Origin of the sequence: Cognatiluteimonas weifangensis, from assembly GCF_003416885.1 — a bacterium.
Classification (GTDB): Bacteria; Pseudomonadota; Gammaproteobacteria; order Xanthomonadales; family Xanthomonadaceae; genus Cognatiluteimonas; species Cognatiluteimonas weifangensis.
The window spans coordinates 89,087-109,131 of sequence record NZ_QVPD01000010.1 but is presented as its reverse complement, the minus strand read 5'-3'; the positions used below and the strand labels follow the sequence as shown (position 1 = coordinate 109,131).

The 20,045-nt window shown below is 66.4% G+C and carries 17 protein-coding genes; 10 read left to right on the top strand and 7 right to left on the bottom strand.

Annotation, left to right across the window (positions count from 1 at the left end):
* Nucleotides 1–334: 334 nt before the first annotated feature.
* Nucleotides 335–2,917 carry a pre-peptidase C-terminal domain-containing protein gene (locus D0Y53_RS10060; RefSeq protein WP_117203101.1) on the bottom strand — a complete coding sequence of 861 codons (2,583 nt, stop codon included), beginning with the start codon at nt 2,915–2,917 and terminating at the stop codon, nt 335–337.
* Nucleotides 2,918–3,348: 431 nt separating this feature from the next.
* Entirely contained in the window at nt 3,349–3,897 is a 549-nt protein-coding gene (sufT, locus tag D0Y53_RS10055; protein WP_117203100.1) for a putative Fe-S cluster assembly protein SufT, read from the bottom strand.
* A gap of 92 nt (nt 3,898–3,989) precedes the next feature.
* On the opposite strand from sufT, the gene D0Y53_RS10050 reads away from it, so the two are divergent.
* Complete coding sequence (locus tag D0Y53_RS10050; protein WP_117203090.1) at nt 3,990–4,421, top strand: hypothetical protein; 432 nt, start codon at nt 3,990–3,992, stop codon at nt 4,419–4,421.
* On the opposite strand, the gene D0Y53_RS10045 is transcribed toward D0Y53_RS10050, so the two are convergent.
* Together D0Y53_RS10045 and D0Y53_RS10040 are read right to left on the bottom strand one after the other, a co-directional pair.
* Nucleotides 4,396–5,790: an NAD(P)(+) transhydrogenase (Re/Si-specific) subunit beta gene (locus D0Y53_RS10045; protein ID WP_117203089.1), complete on the bottom strand. Its 1,395-nt coding sequence runs from the start codon at nt 5,788–5,790 to the stop codon at nt 4,396–4,398. The two genes, D0Y53_RS10050 and D0Y53_RS10045, sit on opposite strands and share 26 nt — an antisense overlap.
* Nucleotides 5,787–6,101 carry an NAD(P) transhydrogenase subunit alpha part 2 gene (locus D0Y53_RS10040; protein WP_117203088.1) on the bottom strand — a complete coding sequence of 105 codons (315 nt, stop codon included), beginning with the start codon at nt 6,099–6,101 and terminating at the stop codon, nt 5,787–5,789. Before D0Y53_RS10040 ends, D0Y53_RS10045 begins: the two co-directional genes overlap by 4 nt.
* Before the next feature lie 170 nt (nt 6,102–6,271).
* Here D0Y53_RS10040 and D0Y53_RS10035 point away from each other — a divergent pair, with 170 nt between their 5' ends.
* The 3 genes from D0Y53_RS10035 to D0Y53_RS10025 are packed head-to-tail and all read left to right on the top strand — an operon-like array spanning nt 6,272 to nt 7,719.
* On the top strand, nt 6,272–6,859 hold the full coding sequence (locus D0Y53_RS10035; RefSeq protein ID WP_117203087.1) for an RNA polymerase sigma factor: 588 nt from the start codon (nt 6,272–6,274) through the stop codon (nt 6,857–6,859).
* A complete protein-coding gene (locus tag D0Y53_RS10030) occupies nt 6,856–7,248 on the top strand; it encodes a hypothetical protein (RefSeq protein WP_117203086.1) in 393 nt (130 codons plus the stop codon). Before D0Y53_RS10035 ends, D0Y53_RS10030 begins: the two co-directional genes overlap by 4 nt.
* A gap of 6 nt (nt 7,249–7,254) precedes the next feature.
* Nucleotides 7,255–7,719, top strand: a complete 465-nt coding sequence (locus tag D0Y53_RS10025) for a DUF3106 domain-containing protein (protein WP_117203085.1) — start codon at nt 7,255–7,257, stop codon at nt 7,717–7,719.
* 189 nt (nt 7,720–7,908) lie between these two features.
* Here the strand turns inward: D0Y53_RS10025 and D0Y53_RS10020 are convergent, their stop codons facing one another.
* Together D0Y53_RS10020 and D0Y53_RS10015 are read right to left on the bottom strand one after the other, a co-directional pair.
* A complete protein-coding gene (locus D0Y53_RS10020; RefSeq protein ID WP_117203084.1) occupies nt 7,909–9,036 on the bottom strand; it encodes an NAD(P) transhydrogenase subunit alpha in 1,128 nt (375 codons plus the stop codon).
* 58 nt (nt 9,037–9,094) lie between these two features.
* Nucleotides 9,095–11,314: a DUF1631 family protein gene (locus D0Y53_RS10015; protein WP_117203083.1), complete on the bottom strand. Its 2,220-nt coding sequence runs from the start codon at nt 11,312–11,314 to the stop codon at nt 9,095–9,097.
* 126 nt (nt 11,315–11,440) lie between these two features.
* Here D0Y53_RS10015 and D0Y53_RS13120 point away from each other — a divergent pair, with 126 nt between their 5' ends.
* The 3 genes from D0Y53_RS13120 to D0Y53_RS10000 all read left to right on the top strand — a co-directional run bounded on the left by D0Y53_RS13120 (nt 11,441) and on the right by D0Y53_RS10000 (nt 13,797).
* Entirely contained in the window at nt 11,441–12,040 is a 600-nt protein-coding gene (locus D0Y53_RS13120) for a nitroreductase family protein (protein WP_158550636.1), read from the top strand.
* Nucleotides 12,037–12,969 carry a 5'-3' exonuclease gene (locus D0Y53_RS10005; protein ID WP_233511744.1) on the top strand — a complete coding sequence of 311 codons (933 nt, stop codon included), beginning with the start codon at nt 12,037–12,039 and terminating at the stop codon, nt 12,967–12,969. Before D0Y53_RS13120 ends, D0Y53_RS10005 begins: the two co-directional genes overlap by 4 nt.
* A 261-nt stretch (nt 12,970–13,230) precedes the next feature.
* Nucleotides 13,231–13,797, top strand: a complete 567-nt coding sequence (locus D0Y53_RS10000) for an NUDIX hydrolase (RefSeq protein ID WP_233511743.1) — start codon at nt 13,231–13,233, stop codon at nt 13,795–13,797.
* 692 nt (nt 13,798–14,489) lie between these two features.
* Here D0Y53_RS10000 and D0Y53_RS09995 read toward each other — a convergent pair.
* Nucleotides 14,490–14,741 carry a hypothetical protein gene (locus D0Y53_RS09995; protein WP_117203080.1) on the bottom strand — a complete coding sequence of 84 codons (252 nt, stop codon included), beginning with the start codon at nt 14,739–14,741 and terminating at the stop codon, nt 14,490–14,492.
* 92 nt (nt 14,742–14,833) lie between these two features.
* Between D0Y53_RS09995 and D0Y53_RS12720 the strand changes: the two genes are divergently transcribed.
* The 3 genes from D0Y53_RS12720 to D0Y53_RS09990 all read left to right on the top strand — a co-directional run bounded on the left by D0Y53_RS12720 (nt 14,834) and on the right by D0Y53_RS09990 (nt 18,365).
* Entirely contained in the window at nt 14,834–15,124 is a 291-nt protein-coding gene (locus tag D0Y53_RS12720) for a hypothetical protein (RefSeq protein WP_147319055.1), read from the top strand.
* Nucleotides 15,125–16,067: 943 nt separating this feature from the next.
* Nucleotides 16,068–16,619 carry a hypothetical protein gene (locus D0Y53_RS12715; protein WP_147319054.1) on the top strand — a complete coding sequence of 184 codons (552 nt, stop codon included), beginning with the start codon at nt 16,068–16,070 and terminating at the stop codon, nt 16,617–16,619.
* A gap of 1,128 nt (nt 16,620–17,747) precedes the next feature.
* Nucleotides 17,748–18,365 (top strand): hypothetical protein, encoded by a 618-nt coding sequence (locus tag D0Y53_RS09990; protein ID WP_233511742.1) that lies wholly within the window; start codon nt 17,748–17,750, stop codon nt 18,363–18,365.
* Nucleotides 18,366–20,045 lie beyond the last annotated feature (1,680 nt).

Below are 20,045 nucleotides of genomic sequence, written 5' to 3'. Positions count from 1 at the left end.
AGTGGACCATGGATGGTCCACGACCCGACTTAAAGACAGGAGGTCGTCAGGAGGGCGCAGCACCCCCAGCCCGCCGGGCGGCGACTCCCTCCGAAGCCGGGTCGTATCTCGTTTTTGACGGTTTCAACACACTGGATCCCCGCTTTCGCGGGGATGACGACAGCGCCTTCAAAGCCCCCTCGAAGACAGGCGTCATCCGCGGCGCGCAGCCCAAGCCGCACGGGCTGAGCTACCGGCTTCTCTCTCACAGGTTCCCACGCTCGGGAGATGAGCCATAAAAAGACCCCGGCGCAAGGCCGGGGTCGAAAGTCCTGTGGGGACAACACTCGCAAAATCAGAAGGTGACGCTCCAGCTGTCGATGTAACCGGTGTCGCCGGAGTACACGTCCTTGACCCGCAGCTTCCAGGTGCCGTTCAACGCCTCGGTGGAGAGGTTGACGGTGTAGGTCGCGACCACGTTGTCGGCGCTGTCGCTGCCGCTGGAGTTCTTCAGGCGATAGGTCGAGCCGTCCGGCGCGACCAGGTCGATCTGCAGGTCGCCGCGGTAGGTGTGGACGATGTTGACCGACACCGACGCGTTGCTCGGAGCGTTGCCGCTACGGCCGGAGACCGTGATCGGGCTGTCGATCGTGCCGGGGTTCGGGATGTTGTAGTTGCTCCCGTTGCTGTAGGTCTGCGCGCCACCGCCGCCGGTGCTGTAGTCGCCGACCAGGCTGACCCCGGAGAACGCCGAGTACGCCTTCAGCCGCACGTAGTAGGTGCCCGCCGACGGCGCCGCGAAGGTGCAGCTCTCCGCATTGCCGCTCTTGTACGGACGGCAGTCGTAGGAGCTGTCGGTCGGGGCGCTGCCGAACTTGACGTACATGTCCGCATCGCCGGTACCGCCGGACATGGTGAAGGTCAGGTTGCTGGCACCGCTGGGCACGCTCAGGGTGTAGTTGACCGAGCTGCCGGTGGCCGCGGACAGGCCGGTGACCGGCACGCCCTTGGTCAGCACCCCGTCGCCGCCACCACCGCCGCCGGTGCTGTAGTCGCCGACCAGGCTGACGCCGGAGAACGCCGAGTACGCCTTCAACCGCACGTAGTAGGTGCCCGCCGACGGCGTGGCGAAGGTGCAGCTCTCCGAGTTGCCGCTCTTGTACGGACGGCAGTCGTAGGAGCTGTCGGTCGGGGCACTGCCGAACTTGACGTACATGTCCGCATCGCCGGTACCGCCGGACATGGTGAAGGTCAGGTTGCTGGCGCCGGCCGGCACGTCCAGGGTGTAGGTCACCGAGCTGCCGGTGCTGGCGGAGATGTTGGTGACCGCCACGCCCTTGGTCAGCGGGCCGCCGGTGCTGCCGCCACCGCCGCCACCGCTGCAGCTCACGCCGACCGCGGTGAACGCCGCGGTGACGTCGGCCACGCTGTAGCCCAGGTCGGTCGCCGCGGTCTGCACGCCGCAGGCGCCTTCATTGAAGGTGCTGCTGGCGCTCCAGTACAGGGCGTTGGCGCGGGCAAAGACCTTGAACGCCTTCGGCGTGTCCCAGCCCGCGGTCTTGGCCAGGGTGCAGAACGCCTTGTTGTACACGCCCGAGGAGTAGTGCACGTCCAGGCCGCTGGTGTAGTCGGCGGCGTTGTCGATCGAGCCGCCGTCCTGGGTCGGGTTGCACATGTAGCGCAGCGAACCGCTGCCCTTGAAGATCTCGCTGCCGACCAGGAAGTCGTTGCTGCCCTTCCAGTAGTACTCGGTGGCCTCGCCGCCCATGTCGGAGAAGGCTTCGTTCATGCCGCCCGACTGGCCGGAATAGGTCAGGTTGGAGTGCTGCTCGGTGAAGCCGTGCGAGACCTCGTGGCCGGCGACGTCGGCGCTGACCAGCGGGTAGAACGTGCTGGCGCCGTCGCCGAAGCTCATGGTCGAGCCGTCCCAGAACGCGTTCTCGTAGTTGCTGCTGTAGTGCACGCGCATCACCAGCTGGAACGACAGCGCGTTGTAGCCGGTGTAGGCCGGGTACATCTTGGTGATCACGCCGCCGAAGAAGTGCGCGTCGTTGATCGGCGAGTAGCCGCCGTTGATGGTCTTGTAGGTGTTGCGCGGGCAGGTGTAGGAGAACGCCGTGGTGCCGCTGGTGCCGCCGTTGAGGTTCACCGACTTCACGTTGGCGTTGTTCATGGTGCAGGTGGAGCCGCTCTGCGCCACGTCGAGGTAGCCGTAGATGCCGCCCGAGCCCCACTCGTACTGGCCGGTTTTCTGGTTGCCGCCGGGGCCGGTGCCGATGTCGGCGGTGGTCAGGCCGTCCCAGTGCTTGAGCACCTTGCCGCTGCGCGCGTCGACGATCACGAACGGGCGCGTCGGCGCGCCGCCCTTGGCGCTGTCGGCGAACATCTCCACGACCCAGGCCAGGTGCGCGCGGTTGTTGTCGTCGACGAAGATCATCTGCTGCGCCTTCTCGCGCGAGATCTTCATCGCCGCCACGCGGTTGCCGAAGGCCGCATGCCGGGCCAGGGTCAACGCATTGGCTTTGGCGACGCGTGCGGCCACCGCCGGCAGTTCGCGCGCCAGCCCTTCCACCTTGTGCCCGAACAGGCTGCGCACGGCGCCGTCCTTACCTTCGCTGACGATCACCTGCTCGCCGAACACCGGGATGCCGCGGAAGGTCTGCTGGTAGCGGTAGTGGCGGGTGCCGTCGCGGTCGGTGGCGCTGGTCAGCAGCCGCAGGCCGGAATCGGCGTCCAGCGCCAGCATTTCGGCATGGCGGTCGCCGGCCTTGACCGGCATTCCGAGCTGCGCGCCGACGGCCTTGTACTGCTTGTAGAGCTGGGTCGCATCCTGCTTGTGCAGATCGACCCGGGTGGCCGCTTGCGCGGACACGGCGGCCAGTGCGAACGCCAATGGCGAAAGCACGGCAAGACAACGAACACGACTGCGGGACTGCATCATGTGTGTTCCTTTGACGGTTGCGGTTGGTGGTGCGGTCGCCCGGCGGGCGATCGGTCGAGCTCCCCACATTCGCGCCGGCCGGACGACTGGACGTCGTCGTCGACCGCCTCCACACGGGTGCCTGTGACCGTGGTCGCCCCCGCGACCGGCCTGCACAACCTTCCAGCGTCCATGCTTCCCCCGAAGCTTCGGAATGGGCCGCGGCAGCGGCAAGGGCCCGGCACGGCCCGGCAACGACGCCGGTGCTGCGAGATCGGACCCTGGGGCGGCCCCCGAATCGGGCCGCAAACTGACGCTAAGCGACACCCCGCGGCAACTCAAGCTGCACGCGCAGCAATTCGGGCGTCGAAAGCGTGATCTGCATCACGGATCTGGAACGTAACCGGTTCCAACTTTTCTGGAACCGTTTACAGCGCCGCCGCCGGCGCTCAGTACATTCCGGTTTCCAGGCGCGCGGCTTCGGACATCATGCTGGCCGTCCACGGCGGGTCGAACACCAGCTGGATGTCGGTTTCGGCCACCGTCGGGATCAGCTCCAGCTTGCTGCGCGCGTCCTCGATCAGGATGTCGCCCATGCCGCAGCCGGGCGCGGTCAGGGTCATCCGCACCTTGACCAGGCGCTGGCCGTCGTCGCGGTGCAGGACCGCGGCCTCGTAGACCAGGCCCAGGTCGACCACGTTGATCGGGATCTCGGGGTCGTAGCAGGTGCGCAGCTGGCGCCAGACCAGCTCCTCCACGGCGTCGTCGGTGGCGTCTTCCAGCGCCAGCGGCGCGGTCGGCTCCTTGCCGATGGCGTCGGCGTCCTCGCCGGCGATCCGGAACAGGTTGCCCTCCACGAACACCGTGTAGCTGCCGCCCAGCGCCTGGGTGATGTAGCCGACGCTGCCGGCCGGCAGGGTCACGGCGTCGCCCTGCGGCACCAGCACGGCGGCGCAGTCGCGTTCGAAGCGCACGGGTTCGCTGCTGCGGGAATACATGTTCATCGGGACCGGAAAAAAGGGGCGGCGGCGCCATTCTAGCGCCGCGCGGACGCTATGCTGTGGCGTTTGCGCAGGCATGGAGCCTTGCCATGATCGACATCAAGGCGCGGCCATCGCGCTGGCTGGCATCCGCCCTGCTGGTGCTGGGCAGCGGCGGTTTTGCCGCCGCCTGGATCCTGCTTGCCCTGATCCGCGACCGGCAATGCAGCTGGATGGCGGTGCTCGCGGCGCTCGACGCGGCGCTGCTGCTGCGGCTGGCGCGGGCGCCGGCCGGCTGGCCGCGCGCGCTGGCGGCGGTGGCCGCCACCGCCGCCACCATCGTCCTGGCCAACTGGGGGATCGCCGCCGCGCAGGTCGGCCGGCTGCTGGGCCTGCTGCCGTGGGAATCGGCGCTGCGGCTCGGGCCGCGCTACGCCTGGACCCTGGCCGGGCTCGCCAACCGCCCGGCCGACCTGGCCTGGCTGGCGGCGGCGCTGCTGCTGGCGGCGCTCGCCGCTAGTGGCCGCCGTCCAGCGCCTTGAGCTCGGCGACCAGCGCGCCGGCCATCTCCGCGCCGTCGCCGTACAGCATCCGCGTGTTGTCGGCGTAGAACAGCGCGTTCTCGATGCCGGCAAAACCGGTGCCCTTGCCGCGCTTGATCACCACGGTGTTCTTCGACTGCGACACATCCAGGATCGGCATGCCGTAGATCGGCGAGGCCGGATCGGTCCGGGCCACCGGGTTGACCACGTCGTTGGCGCCGATCACCAGCGAGACATCGGTATTGGGAAACTCCGGGTTGATGTCGTCCATGTCGGCGATCAGGTCGTAGGGCACGCCGGCCTCGGCCAGCAGCACGTTCATGTGCCCGGGCATGCGCCCGGCGACCGGATGGATCGCGAACTTGACCTTGACCCCGCGCTCGATCAGCCGCTGCGCCAGTTCCCAGATCTTGTGCTGCGCCTGCGCCACCGCCATGCCGTAGCCGGGCACGATCACCACGCGTTCGGCGTAGGCCATCATCGCGGCGACGTCGCCGGCCTCGATCGGTTTCTGCGCGCCGGCGATCGCCTGCGCCTGGCCGCTGCCGCCGCCGAAGTTGGAGAACAGCACGCCCGAGATCGGCCGGTTCATCGCCTTGGCCATCAGCCGCGTCAGCAGCATGCCGGCCGCGCCGACCATCATGCCGGCGATGATCAGCGCCTCGTTGCCCAGCACGTAGCCCTCGAACGCGACCGCCAGGCCGGTGAAGGCGTTGTACAGCGAGATCACCACCGGCATGTCGGCGCCGCCGATGGGCAGCGTCATCAGCACGCCCAGCGCCAGCGCGGCGACGAAGAAGGCGATCACCAGCGGCACCCCGAGCGACTGCACCACCAGCGCCCCGAGCACCACCGCGGCCAGCGCCACCAGCGCGTTGAACCATTGCTGGCCGGGGAAGGTGTAGCGCTTGTCCATGCGCCCGTCGAGCTTGGCCCAGGCGATCACCGAACCCGACAGCGAGACCGCGCCGATCAGCGCGCCGACCACGCCCAGCACCAGGGTCAGCCGCGGCGGCGGCGCGGTGCCGGCGAGCGAGAAGCGCAGCAGCTCCACCGCGCCGATCGCCGCCGCCGAGCCGCCGCCCATGCCGTTGAACAGCGCCACCATCTGCGGCATGTCGGTGATCGGCACCTTCCGGCCCCACGCCCAGTTCAGGCCGACGCCGATGACGATGGCGACCACCATCAAGCCGAGGTTGTGCAGCCCCGGCAGCAGGAACGTCGCGAACGTGGCGATCAGCATGCCGATGCCGGCCCACTGGATGCCGCTGCGCGCGGTCTTCGGGCTGGCCATGCGCTGCAGGCCGAGCAGGAACAAGGTGGCGGCAATGAAGTAGCTGGTCTTCACCAGCAGCGGCAGCCAGCTCATGCCTTGTCCCCGGCTTGGCCGGCACCGGGTTTGCGGCTGGTCTTGAACATCTCCAGCATCCGCTCGGTGACCACGTAGCCGCCGGCGGCGTTGCCGGCGCCCAGCAGCACCGCGACGAAGCCGATCGCCTTCTCCAGCGGGGTATCGGCGTGGCCCAGCACCACCATCGCGCCGATCAGGACGATGCCGTGGATGAAGTTGGAGCCCGACATCAGCGGCGTATGCAGGATCACCGGCACCCGCGAGATGATCACGTGGCCGGCGATCGCCGCCAGCATGAACACGTACAGCGCCACGAATCCGTCGCCCATCGGTGCCTCCCCGCGCGGTGGTGGCCGCATCATAACCGCGCCGGCGGCGGCCCGGCCGCGCCGCGGGCCGCGATCCGGCGGCCGCCGCGGTCAACCCCAGACCTGCGGACGCGTTTTCCAGTCTGCAGCACGCCGCTGCGCCGCGATACCGGGGTCGAGCCGCCCGCCCTATGCTGCTGCGCGTGAACGCCCCCGCCGCCGAGGACCGTTTCCCCGACGCCGCAACCGCGGCCACGGCCGCGGCCGACCCGGCGCCCACGCTGGAGCGGTTCCTGGCCGAGATCGGCCCGCGCGCGTTCCGCTTCGCCGAACTCGGCCTGCGCCAGCGCGAGGACGCCCTGGACGCGGTCCAGGACGCGATGCTGAAGATGCTGGCCTACCGCACGCGCCCGGCGCCGGAGTGGCCGCCGCTGTTCTGGAGTGTCCTGCGCAGCCGCGTCGTCGACCTGCAGCGGCGCCGCAACTTCCGCCTGCGCTGGCTGCTGCCGGCGCCGGCGCAGGACAGCGGCGGGATCGACTGGATCGACCCGGGTCCCGACCCGGCGCGCGCCCACGACGGCCGCGAAGGCTACGCGCGGCTGGCGACGGCGCTGGCGGCGCTGCCGCGGCGGCAGCGCGAGGCGTTCACGCTGCGGGTGCTGGAGGAACTCGACGTCGCGACCACCGCGCGCGTCATGGGGTGCAGCGAGGGCTCGGTGAAGACGCACCTGTCGCGCGCGCGGACCGCGCTGCAGCAGCAACTGGAGGACTGGCGATGAACGAACACACCCCCCCGCAGCCCGGCCGCGACCTCGACGCGCCTGCCGTCGACCGCGCCGCGCGCGCGCACCACCGGCAGGCGCTGGCGGCGCTTTCGCCGCGCGCCCGCGCGCAACTGCACCACCGCCTGCAGGCGGCGCTCGCCGGCGAAGTCCGGGCGCAGCCGCCCCGGATGCCGGCCTGGTCCTGGGGCGCGGCCGCCGCGCTGGTGCTGGCCCTGGCCTTCGGGCTGCGGGGGCCGGGCACGCCGGACCCGGCGCCGGGCGTCGGCCTGCCGCTGGCCACGCAGCCGGCCGCCGTCGACACCGCCCCGGCCACGCTCGACCAGGATCCCGATTTCTACCTGTGGCTGGCATCGCGCGATGCCGTCACGCTCGCCTCGGAGTAACCCCCCATGCGCACCCCCCCCCCGACTTTCCGCCTGGCCCGCCTGGGCCTGCTGCTGGCGCTGGCCGCCGGCACCGCCCTGGCCGGCGACCCGACCCCGCCGCCGCAGGCTGCGACGGCGCCGGCCCCCGCCCTGCCGGCCTGGGAGCAACTGTCCCCGGCACAGCGCGAAGTGCTGATCGCGCCGCTGCGCGAGCGCTGGAACGCCAATCCCGACGAGCGCGCACGGATCTACGCGCACGCGCAGGGTTGGCGATCGATGACCCCGGAGCAGCGCGCCCGCGCGCGCCACGGCCTGCACCGCTGGGAGCGGATGGATCCGGAGCGCCGCACGCAGATGCGGGCGCTGTTCGGGCAGATGCGCACCATGACCCCGGAACAGCGCAAGGCCCTGCGCGAGCGCTGGCGCGCGATGACCCCCGAGCAGCGCCGCGCCTGGGTGCAGGCGTATCCGCCCGGCGCGAACGACTGACGCGGCGGCTTGCCCGCCGCGCGCGCGCCCTGCCCAGGGCCGGCTCTACCGCAGGCGCGACGCAAGTCGCGATGCCGCGCCCGACAGGCATCGCGACTCACACCTCGCTCCTGCCCCGGCGCACGGCAGGTGCGGATCAGGTCGCGGATGCGGTGGGCGCGGCTCAGGCGCGCATGCGGTGGCCGCAGCTCAGGTCGCGGACGCGGCAGCGGCGGGAGCCGCGGCCGCGGGCGGCTGCGGCCAGACCGTCTTCGCCAGCAGCTCATCGTCCCAGTCGAACGCCAGCGCCCCGTCCTTGAGCAGCAGGCTGGCGAAATTGAACACGTTGCGCGCGTACATCTCGCTGGCGTGCAGCGCGCCGCTGCTGGCCAGGTGCAGCGGCCCGGCGATGACGACGCCGTCGCGCTCGATGGTTTCCCCGGGCCGGGTCAGCTCGCAGTTGCCGCCGGTTTCCGCGGCCAGGTCGACGATCACGCTGCCGGGCTGCATGCCCTCCACCATCGCCGCATCGAGGATCTTCGGCGCCGGCCGCCCCGGCACCGCGGCGGTGCAGACGACGACGTCGATGGTCTTCAGATGCTCGCTCAGGCGGCGCTGCTGCTCGGCGCGCTCCTCGTCGGTAAGCGCACGCGCATAGCCGCCCTCGCCGGCGGCGCTGACGCCCAGGTCGAGGAACTTGCCGCCCAGCGACTGGATCTGCTCGCGCGTTTCCGGGCGCACGTCGAAACCCTCGACCTGCGCCCCGAGCCGCTTGGCGGTGGCGATCGCCTGCAACCCGGCGACCCCGGCGCCGACCACCAGCACCTTCGACGGGCGGATGGTGCCGGCGGCGGTGGTCAGCATCGGGAAGAAGCGCGGCGCCAGCTGCGCGGCGATCAGCATCGCCTTGTAGCCGGCCATGCCGGCCTGCGAGCTGAGCACGTCCATCGCCTGCGCGCGGGTGGTGCGCGGCAGCCGCTCCAGCGGAAAGGCGACGATCGCCAGCGCCTGCAACGCGGCTGCACGCGCCGGATCGGCCTGCGGCTGCAGGCTGCCGACCAGCACCGTGCCGTGCTGCAGGCGTTCGATCATGGCGGCCGGCGGCGGCTGCACGCACAGCACCAGGTCCGCGCCCGCCAGCGCCGCGTCGGCGTCGGCGACCAGCTGCGCGCCGGCGGCGGCGTAGGCCTGGTCGGGGAAATGCGCGCCGCGGCCGAGGCCGCGCTCGGCCCGCACGCTGGCGCCGGCGGCGACGAATTTCCTGCAGGTCTCCGGCGTCAGCGCCACGCGACGCTCGCCGGCCGCGGTTTCCCGCGCCACTCCAATGATCACCGCCATGCCCGGCTCCGTCGCCTCGATCCGCGCATCCTAGCGAATGCGCGCAGGCCGCGCGCAGTCAGGCAGCGCGCGCGGCCTGGCCGAGCGTCTCCCGCACCTGGCGCATCGCCTGGTCGAACGGCAACTCGTCGGCCTCCACCGACAGCTGCCCGCTCTTGACCAGCCCCGCCAGCTGCTCGGGCGAAGCCACCAGCTTGCGCACGCCGCGGCGGTTGACCAGCAGCAGGCGCGAGGTCAGCGGACTGATCCAGGCGACCTTGACCGAGCCCCCGACGCCGTGCTCGTGCAGCCGCAGCCAGTCGCCCGGGCGCAGGTCGCGCATGCGTGCGGCGACTTCCGGGTCGAAGTCGAGCGCGGCATTGCCGCCCACGACCCGCAACAGCCGGGTATCGTCGCTGTCGTCGGCCAGTTGCGGCATCTCCGGTTGCGGGCGCTGCTCGCGCGGGGTGTCCGGGAACGCCAGCGTCCGCGCCAGCCCCGCCATCCATTCGCTGGCGACCTGGTCGTCCAGGCCGGAACTGGACAGGCATTCCACCAGGCCCGCATGCAGGGCCAGCACGCGCTCGGCGACGTTGCTGCCGGCGCCGCGGGCGGCGGCCTCGTCGACCGCGATCAGCTCGTCGGCCAGCGCCATCACCTGGGCGTGGCGCTCGGAGGCCTGGCCCTCGCGCAGCAGTACCTGCACCAGGTGATGCTGCCAGTGGCGCTCCAGGAACAGCCCAATGGTCGGCGTCAGCTCACGCCCGGACAGGCGCTGCGCCAGCACCCCGGCGGCCTGCAGCCGCGCCTGCAGCAGGCGCTCGCGACCATGCACGGTTTCCGCCGAGCGCCGCTCCACCACCTCGGCGCGGCGGCGCTGCTGTTCCAGCTGGTCGCGCAGCTCGTTGGCGGTGAGTTCGAAGATCGCCAGATCCTCGTTGTATTCGCAGACCACGCGCTCGACCAGCGCGCCGGCGCGCTGCAGCAGCTCGCGATCCTGCGGTGAGGCGCCGTCGTTGCTTTCGCAGCTCAGCGCCAGCGCGTCGAGCAGGCGCCGCGCCGGATGGTCCGGGCGCACGAACAGGTTCTCGTCGGTCAGCGCGACCTTGACGTAGGACATCACCAGCCGCGCGAACAGCCGCCGCGACTCGTGCACCAGCGCATGGCTCTTGAGCAGCGACTCGAACAGCAGCCCGGTCAGGTCGATCGCGTCTTCCTGCGCCGGGTCCAGGCAGGTGTGGTCCGGATCCAGCCCGAGCCGGCGCGCGCCTTCCAGCAGTTCTTCGCGGATCGCCTCGTGCAGCCCGCACTTGCCGTTCAGTGCCGCCTCGAACTGGCGTGCATGGTCGCGCTGCAGCAGCGAGGCCACGCTGACCAGCTCCTGCACCCGCAGTTCGCGACGCCCGGGCAGGCGGCGCTCCGGGCCCTGCCCGTCGGGCACGGCCTGGTTGCCGAGCATGCCGTCGCGCCACTGGTGCAGCAGGTCGCGCAGGCGCTGGTGCTGCACCCGCGCCTCGGCGGAAGTGCGGAACAGGTCGGTACCTGCGCTGGGCGCCGCGCTCGCAGTCGGCGTCGGCTCCGGCGCGGCCGGTGCCACCCCCGGCACGAAGCCGGTCGCGTCCGCTGCCGGCGCCGCGGGTGCGGCCGCCGGATCGCGGCGCAGGTCGGCATGGAACCCCTTCGCCGCCAGCTCGGTGTTGAGGCGGCCGTAGAGCTCGCCCAGCACCTTGGCCAGTTCCTGTTCGTACTGGCGGAACAGCAGCGGCTGCAGGGTCTCGGAGATGTCGGCGTCGCGGAAGGTCTGCAGGAACGCTCCGGCCAGGCGGGTCGCGCCGACCGGGTTGGTGGCCGTCGGCACGCCCAGGGCGGCGGCCAGCGACTCGAAGCGCAGGTCCAGCATTTCCAGCGGGCGCTGGTAGCGGCGGCCGATCGATTCGGCCAGACGCTGGCCGGCGAGGTGGAAGTCGAGCTCGTTCTCGCGCACCAGTCCCATCGGCATCGACGGCTTGCCGAGGAAGCCGCGGCCGCGGAAATCGTCGAAACTGCGCGCGACCAGTTCGCGGAACCGCATCACGAAGCCGGCGCTGCGCTGGCGCAGGGCCAGCACCGTCATCAGGTCCTTGCGCTGGCCGCCGCCGCTGCCCACGCGCAGACTGTCGTGCAGCTGATCCTCGATCGGCCCGTACAGGCCGCCCGGCACCGCGCCGAGTTGCTCCACGGCGATGCGCTTGAGTTCATCGAGCAGGCGTGCCGGATCGGATGCCGACACCTGGGCCAGACCGGTAGGATGAGTGGACACCGCTAATTCCCCTTGCGTCGACGTTCAACGGCAAAAAATGACGCAAACGTGAATAAATTGTCGCAACGATCCTCGCCTACATGCATGAATGGAATCCGTGATGACGATCCCAGTACCGGCCGAACCATGAGCGTAAGTCTCGACTGCCTGAATACGCGTCGCTCGGTCCCCGCCAAGCAACTCGCGGCCCCCGGTCCCGACGACCCCACGCTGCAACGCATGCTGCGCGCCGCGGTGCGCGTACCCGACCATGGTAAACGCACGCCGTGGCGATTCCTGCGCATCGCGGGTGACACCCGCCACGCCCTCGGCGCGGCATTGGTCGCCCGCTCTCTGGAACGCGATCCGGCCATCGGTCCGGTCGATCTGGACAAGGACCGTCACCGTTTCGCGCATGCGCCGCTGGTGATCGCGGTGATCGCCCGGCTCGGGCCGGACCCGAAGATCCCCGAATCCGAACGCTTCTCCTCGGCCTCGTGCGTGTGCTTCGCGCTGCTGCAGGCGGCGCAGGCCTGCGGTTTCGGCGCGCAATGGCTGACCGGCTGGCCGGCCTACGACCCGGCGATCCGGCGCCTGCTCGGCCTGGAGGACGAGGAACGCATCGCCGGCTTCATCCACATCGGCACGCCCAAGCTCGACATCCCCGAGCGCACCCGCCCCGATCCGCTGCAACTGCTCAGCGACTGGACCCCGCCGCCGCAAATGGATGCGGGGCGGCCCGCATGAGCGACGGCCGCGCACGCCCGACGCTGTACCTGGTCGATGCCAGCCTGTACGTGTTCCGCGCCTGGCACTCGATGCCCGACGAGTTCCACGATGCCGACGGCTGGCCGACCAATGCCGTGCACGGCTTCGCCCGTTTCCTGCTGGAGCTGCTGGAGCGCGCGCGCCCGCAGCACATCGCCGTCGCCTTCGACGAGGCGCTGGACAGCTGCTTCCGCAACGCGCTGTATCCGGCCTACAAGGCCAACCGCGAGCCGGCGCCGGAAGCGCTCAAGCGCCAGTTCGGGCACTGCAAGACCCTGTGCGGCGCGCTCGGCCTGGCGACGCTGGCGCACCGCGAATACGAAGCCGACGACCTGATCGGCAGCGCCCTGCACCGCGCCCGCGCGCGCGGCCACCGCGGCGTGATCGTGTCGGCCGACAAGGACCTGTCGCAACTGCTCGGCGCCGACGACGAACAGTGGGACTTCGCCCGCGGCCAGCGCTGGGGCGCGGCCGGCGTCAAGGCGCGGCACGGCGTCGATGCGCACCAGATCGCCGACTACCTGGCGCTGTGCGGCGACGCGGTCGACAACATCCCCGGCGTGCCCGGCATCGGCGCCAAGACCGCGGCGGTGCTGCTGGCGCACTTCGGCAGCCTCGATGCGCTGCTGGCGCGCATCGACGAAATCCCCTTCCTGCGCTTCCGCGGCGCCGCGGCCGCGGCGCCGAAGCTGCGTGCGCACCGCGAGCAGGCGCTGCTGTGCCGGCAGCTGAGCACGATCGCGCTGGATGCGCCGCTGGACACGCCGCTGGATCACGACCGCGACTTCACCCGCGCCGCCGCCGATGCGAGCGGCCTGCGCGCGCTGTGCGACACGCTGGGCTTCGGCCCGCTGACCCGCCGCCGCCTGCACGAAGCCGCCGGCCTGGACTACGCCACGCCGCAATAACGCGACGGCTGCCGTTCCTCCCTTCCGCCTGCGGGCCGCCTTCCTTCCATCTCCCCACCTGCGGGCCGCCCACCTTCTCCCCCTGCGGGTCGCCCACCTTCTCCCCCTGCGGGCCGCCCACCTTCTCCCCCTGCGGGCCGCCCACCTTCTCCCCCTGCGGGCCGCTTCCTTCTCCCCGCCTGCGGGGAGAAGGTGCCCGAAGGGCGGATGAGGGGCCGCCCGCTCGCCACGCCGGTCACAACCGCGCGGTAGCATCGGCGCATGGACATGGACCACGCCGCCGACCTCACCGCGCCGCTGCGCACCCTGTACGAAGGCAAATGGCTGCGCCTGCTGCAGCGCGGCCGCTGGGAATACGCCGAGCGCACCCACGCCGACGGCATGGCGGTGATCATCATCGCCGTCACCCCGGACGACCGCGTGCTGTTCGTCGAGCAGACCCGCATCCCGCTGGGCGGCAAGACCATCGAGATGCCCGCCGGCCTGGTCGGCGACCAGCCCGGCGAGGACACGCTGGAAGACGCCGCGCGCCGCGAGCTGATCGAGGAAACCGGCTGGCACCCGGCCCAGGTCGAAGTGCTGCTGGTCGGCCCGACCTCCTCGGGCATGAGCAACGAGCGCATCGCCTTTGTCCGCGCCACCGATCTCACCCGCGTCGGCCCCGGCGGCGGCGACGCCACCGAGGACATCGTCGTGCACGAAATCCCGCGCGCCGACGCGCCGGCATGGCTGATGCAAAAACACCGCGAAGGCTACGAGCTCGACCTCAAGCTGTGGGCCGGCCTGTGGATGCTGGAGCGCAACCCGGACGGCACGCCGATCGCATGACGACCGGATGATGGCCCGGCTGAAAACAGCCGTGCATATCACCGAAACCGCGGTGCTATTTCTTATCGCCCGGCTTTCGATCTGTTGCGCGCCGCCCCAGGCGCCGCGATTCCGCACACAAATCATTGAATAAGCGGAATTGACAGGGCAATCCAGCGAGCTGAATATCGGGTCGTTACCGCTCCGAGTTGGAGCTAATCAGGTGTTAGGGCGCATATGGAGACCATCGAGATTCGTGGGTTGAGTGTTGTGGTAGACCCGGATCGCACTCGAAGTGCCTACCAATCGATTGCCGCCGCTTCTCCATATCAGTGCTCGTGCGCTTACTGCGTCAACTTCAGAGCACTCGGCACTAGTCCATTCCCACAAGACGTACTTGCCTTCTTCGCAGGCGCGGGAATCGATCCTGCGTTACCTGCCGAGACGTACGAATACAACGAGACCGAGCCAGGCAAGCACTTGTACGGTGGGGAGTACTATTTCTTCGGAAAAGCACCGCTCACAGACGGCTCTGACTTAGATCCGTCAGGGGTATTCGATTTCACATTCACTGCGCCATCGCCACTGGCACAGCAAGAGTTTCGCGTAGAGGGCGCGGTGTGCCGTAGTTTCATAGCTGAGCTGCCGTGGGTCATCGCAGATGCGCCCTAACAATTCATTCAAGCCGACACCGCTTCGCGGTGCGGCTTAATTCAGGTGTTAGACCGCTTGCGGTTGAACAGGCGGTCGAAAAAGCTGGGCGGGCTGTAGCCCATTGGTATCGTCATGTTGCAGCCGGTCTTGTGGAACTTCACGTCGCGGATACTCCCGTCGGCGCGCCGATGGATCGCGCAGCTATTGCCAGACAGAAGCCAATCACCGCTTGGCTGCATGTCTGCCTCGAACCACGTTTTCATTTCAACTGATCCGGTAATCATTTTCACGTTGATTTTCATGTCGTCCATGTGTCTCTCCAGATTCGCGGTCTAACTCGTCATTCAAGCCGAACGCCAATCGCTACGCGCTTGTCGTCGGCTTAATTCCAGTGTTAGGTGCCATGCTGCTGCTGCGCGCAAATCTCGAAGCATCCGAAGCGAATCCTCGCTTTGCAGCCGGCACAAAGCTTGCGGCTTTGCTTTTCATTGCAGCACCCGATCTGGACGCGGCAGAGGAGCGGGCTTCTTCGGAGCTGGGCGGCAAGGGCTGGTCCCGCATGGAGACGGAGCGCTCCAAAGAGGTGACAAACTACGTCCAATTCGAAGGCCGAGAAGATGTTGTGGGTCAAGCATTCCGAGATGCACAGGCGTCTGGCTTTGGGTTCGTGTTGTACCCGGAGCCCGGCACCTAACAATTCATTCAAGCCGAAGCCGCTACGCGGCTCGGCTTAATTCAGGCGTTAGGCCGCTTAGAGCAATGCTTCCGTAGCTGCGCCAAGCGGTGCGCAGGCGCAGCTTGCCAACCGGTTCTTCCGTTGGGTTCCTGGCGCTCGGCGCCTGCATCGTTCAACGGCTCGTGCTTGCCTCGGCATCGGTTGGCGCCCGCGGCTTCTCGCGGCAGCAGACATGCAAGCACTTTCGTCGGGTGCTGCGTTTCCTCGCAGACTTTCGCGGTGCGCTCGCACAGCTCGGCTTTCGGACGGCACAGGCAGCTGCATGCGGGGACTTGCCGTGCGCTTCGCGCCCGACTGCTCTGGTCTTCTGCTACCTTGCGCCCTAACAGTTCGTTCAAGCCGAAACTGCTTCGCTCCAGCAACGGCGTGGCAAAGAAAGCTTGCCACGCCGTTGCCTGCGCTACGCAGTTCGGCTTAACTCAGGTGTTAGAGCCCACGACAGAAATTATGACTGCCGACTGCCTAAATCCCAGTGCTCATAGTCGCCTCGGCCTCGCTGCATTCGGAGAACCACAGGTCTGTACAACCTGCGGGAAGCCACTCGAGTTCTCACGCCGCTGGAAGCGATCCGTTTTTCTACTGCACCTGCTTGCCCTTGTCATAGGCCTCCTGCTACCCATACCTGCACTTGGCGTTCATAAGTTGTGGCTGCTTCTCGTGTTTCTTGCATTGCTGCAAATTGTCTTTTGGACACTTGCACCCGTAGTTCATCAGTCATCGGCAGAGGTAGCTCGTCGCAATCGCTTCTATTTTTGTTTCGCGCTTGGCATCCTTGCATTCGCTTTGGCCTATCTGCTCTGGGTTAGCTTCAGTGCAGGTGGGCTCTAACAATTCGTTCAAGCCGACGCCGCTTCGCGGCGCGGCTTAACTCAGGTGTTAGATTGCACAGGGGGAGTGCGCAGTGGATCAGAAGGCCGCAATAGCGCTGCAAACGAGCCTTGCAGCTGGTCGCATCCTTTCCTCCGGGGCGCAGAAACTTAGCCTTACCGTGGATAAATTCTCTAGCTGGTTGCTCGCTGGCTTTGGCGCCGCATTCGGCCTACTCATCGCCAACTTTTCTTCGCTCAGCGAGCACCTCAGTGCATCAAGTCTCAAAGTCGGTGCGTCTTTCTTCTTGGTCGCCGCAACTTTTGCCGCACTTCAAAAGCTCCTGGCCGCGTTCGTCCTGGCAAGCACCACCGCGGCTGAAGATGGCAGAAACTTTGGCGCCGAACTAGCGAGTAGCGATATTCCTCTAGATGTCGAATCAATGTACAGCCAAGTCAACCGCGGCCTGTTCTGGCCTCTCAATCGCTTCAACGAACACATCACCCAGATTGCAAAGGCAGGCGACTATGCTGTGATTGGGCGCCACCATGCGAAAGCCAGCCAGCTTCAAGTAGCTCTTGTGATTGCCCAGTCTGCGCTTAGCATTGTGTCCGCCGCATATGTGGTCGGCGGTATTGCAATCTAACAATTCATTCAAGCCGAAGCCGCTGCGCGGCTCGGCTTAATTCAGGCGTTAGGGCGCACATGAAGCATCTTGCCATCCTGCAAGCATTCCTCGGAACTGCTCTTGTTTGCGGCTTCGCTCACGCCGGACAAATTGCCCTCGTCTCGGACTCGGAGGCTTGTGAGAGCGAGATCCCTCGAGACAAAGCGGCTGTCGTCGAAGCCACTCGCTCAGGTACCTCCGTGTTCTTGGATGTGATCTCTGAACTCAATTGCGCCTACTTGCCGGGCACACCGGAGTTGCGGGAGTACCGAGACTCAGCAACAGTTCTATTGCCTACCAAGTCGCCATCCGGAACTGCCGCAATGTGCGTTTGTGCGCACAAGATGCGCTTCGAACTTAAGGATATGCACAAGGGTGTCAAGACCATCTATTACGTCCAAGATGGCACGGCGTTGGGACACACAGGTGCGCCCTAACAAATCATTCAAGCCGACGCCGCTTCGCGGCGCGGCTTAACTCAGGTGTTAGGCGCGCAAAAAAGCAGAGTCTCGAGGATCTATCGTGAAATGCTTTGCAGCAACACTTGCTGGTCTTCTTATTTTTTCCTCGGCGGGGGCGACAACTCCTATCCGCTCAAATTTTTCCCAAACTGACGTTACAACGGAGGAGGGGCTTCGCCTACGAGCCGCAACACGTTCCGACGGAACCTTGGAGGCCATTTGCGTGTATCCGGCGGCAGGCGTGCGATCGTTTGTTCCAGTCAAAAGCATGGATGGCTGGTGGCCACGTCTCGACGCACTCAGCGTCTGGGATGTGGAGACAGATCATTTTTCAATTAGGGTGCCTCTACTGAAACCTAATGCCGCCAATTCCGGGCTTGACGAGAAGATACTTAATCTCCAATTTGAGCGCGGCAGATTTGTCCACGTCGACACAGAACGGTCGGATGGTGTCACTCTCAAGCGCGAGCTTCTTCCTACTGAGGCGACAGCGCACCTGTGTGTATTGGACAGATAGTACAAATGCACGCGCCTAACAATGCGTTCAAGCCGAAATTGCATCGCTACGCCAGTCACATGGCACAGAGAGCTTGCCATGTGCCCGGCTACGCGCTGCAATTCGGCTTAACTTGAGCGTTAGCCCCCGGTGACACTAAGCAGCGCACTTCAGAACCTCAACGACGCTCTGGACAAGGTTCCGAGCGCGATGCTGCGCGCTTTCGGCAAGGAAGGCAGCAACATGTACTACACGGACCTGATCCTTGCCGGCGCGACAAAACGCACGCTAGGGCTGGGCCACGGTTTGATCTCTATGATCAACGCTAAGAACATGCTTTGCGGCCGAGCAATTGTAAGAATGCAAATTGACACGGTCAGCCGTGTCCTTGCTTATACATACGTTTCCGATCGCGAAGATCTTGCTAGGCGCGTAATTGGCGGCGAAAAGCTTAGATCATTCAGATGCAGCGATGGAAAGAGGCTCACTGACCAGTACTTGATTGAGCGCCTGTCCAAAACCCTTACCTGGGTTTCCGATACCTACGATAGAACCTCTGGCTCTGTGCACTTTTCAGAGCAGCAACTGTTCTCTGCCTCGGAAATGATCTCTGATGACAACGGCAGTCACATCAACTTGTTGATTACGCAGTTTGATACAAAGTACCCGGAGTCCAGCTGGTCCGAGATCGCAGCTTGTTTTTCCGAGCTAACCGAATTCTTTGTCCACATCCTAGATCAATACTCAGCCTCCAAGCCCGGGGGCTAACAATTCATTCAAGCCGAAGCCGCTTCGCGGCTCGGCTTAATTCAGGTGTTAGGCCCCATGTCGAAGATTCGAGCGTCTGCCATAGCTTCCTTGAGCGCTGCAGGTGCAATAGTGGTGGCCGGACTTTTTGTCTATCCCTTAGCCATGGATTCTTGGACTGAGCTGCAGGCCAAGCGCGCTCAAGAGCGTGACTTCGTGGCTGCATCTGATTCCGATCAAGCCATGATCGTGAGAAGCCTCCTCACTAACGAACTCAGAAAGCCACCTCTGTGTAGTCCTTCGCAGAAAAACTGCTTAAGGGAGCCAATGTACTTTGATCGAGTATCAGCCACGCTCCGATCAGTAGACCACGGCGGGCCGTGGGACAAGTACGAAGTGGCGACGATTAGGCCTCAAGGATCGCTGGTCAATCGCGGTGATTCTTCACTACCTATCCCTTTACAAGAATTGCTTGATCACCTGTCACAGACCCAGACGAGTAACATAGATCCGAAGCTACCAGGCGTGATTTATGTTAGTAGCACTGAGAAGCTACCCGCGTTGGGCGAGCCCGGAAGTTGTCGTGGATCTTTAAGTCCCAGGCTAGTTCGAATCAGCAGAGCAGCAGTGCAAGAATCGACAGGGATGGCGCTTGCTCTCGTGGCCAGAACATTCTGCGACGGGAGCGGTGGCCCATGGGTGGCAGGACTTCAGCGTGACGGAGCGCAATGGCGAGTGGTTGCGGATTACTAGATGGGGCCTAACAATGCGTTCAAGCCGACATCGTTCCGCAGGCCGGGCCAGGCGGCAGGTGGAGCTTGCCACCTGTCCCACCCCGCTGCACGCTGCGGCTTAACTTGAGCGTTAGGTCCCATAGTCTTCGCTCTGGCCACCGACGAATGCCAACTTTACGTTTTTGCGTCTCCGGGAGACGCGATGGCCCACTGCGAAGGCGTTGACGTTGAGGATGGAGGGTGGTTGTTCTGGGACGACAAAGGGCATGCGCTTGGAGCTCGGTTCACTAGCCCAAACGTCCGTGGCTCGTTTGTTGTCGCCAGCGGTGGGTACTATCTCGTACCGTCCGCAGATCACCCTGACCTTGCGAAGATAATTTCAAGCATCCGCGGTCTCAGCGCCAACCCATACTTTTCGAGTCTCAATGAGCTCGCCAAAACGGTACTTCGAGCTCCAGCAGATGAGACCTAACAATGCGTTCAAGCTGACATCGTTTCGCGGGCTGGCCCAGGCGGAAGGTGGAGCTTGCCACCTGGCCCAACCCGCTGCACGATGCGGCTTAACTTGAGCGTTAGGCGGCACACGCAAGAGGAGTCGCACGGGTGAAAGCTGATTCGCTACCTCGTCGATTTATCGCCTTGGCGGTCGCATGGCTGCTCGTAGCAGCTCTTCTTGCATTCCAGTTTTGGCCAGATCTGCCAAAGTCATATTTGCAATGGATCCTGCTAGTTCTCTTCGGGCCGCCCCTCTATGTGCTTGGAGAGGCATTCTTCGGCTGGCTATTCTCGTCGCGCCATGGGCAGTCCATTTCACCGCGCCCCTTCTCGCCCATCCGAATTCTTGTCGCGCTTCCGGTGGTGCTAGCGTTTCTCGCGTTTAGCTGGTGGCTCTCATGGCTACTTACCCGTGCCGCCTAACAGTGCATTCAAGCCGAAATTGCATCGCTACGCCGGCAACATGGCAGAA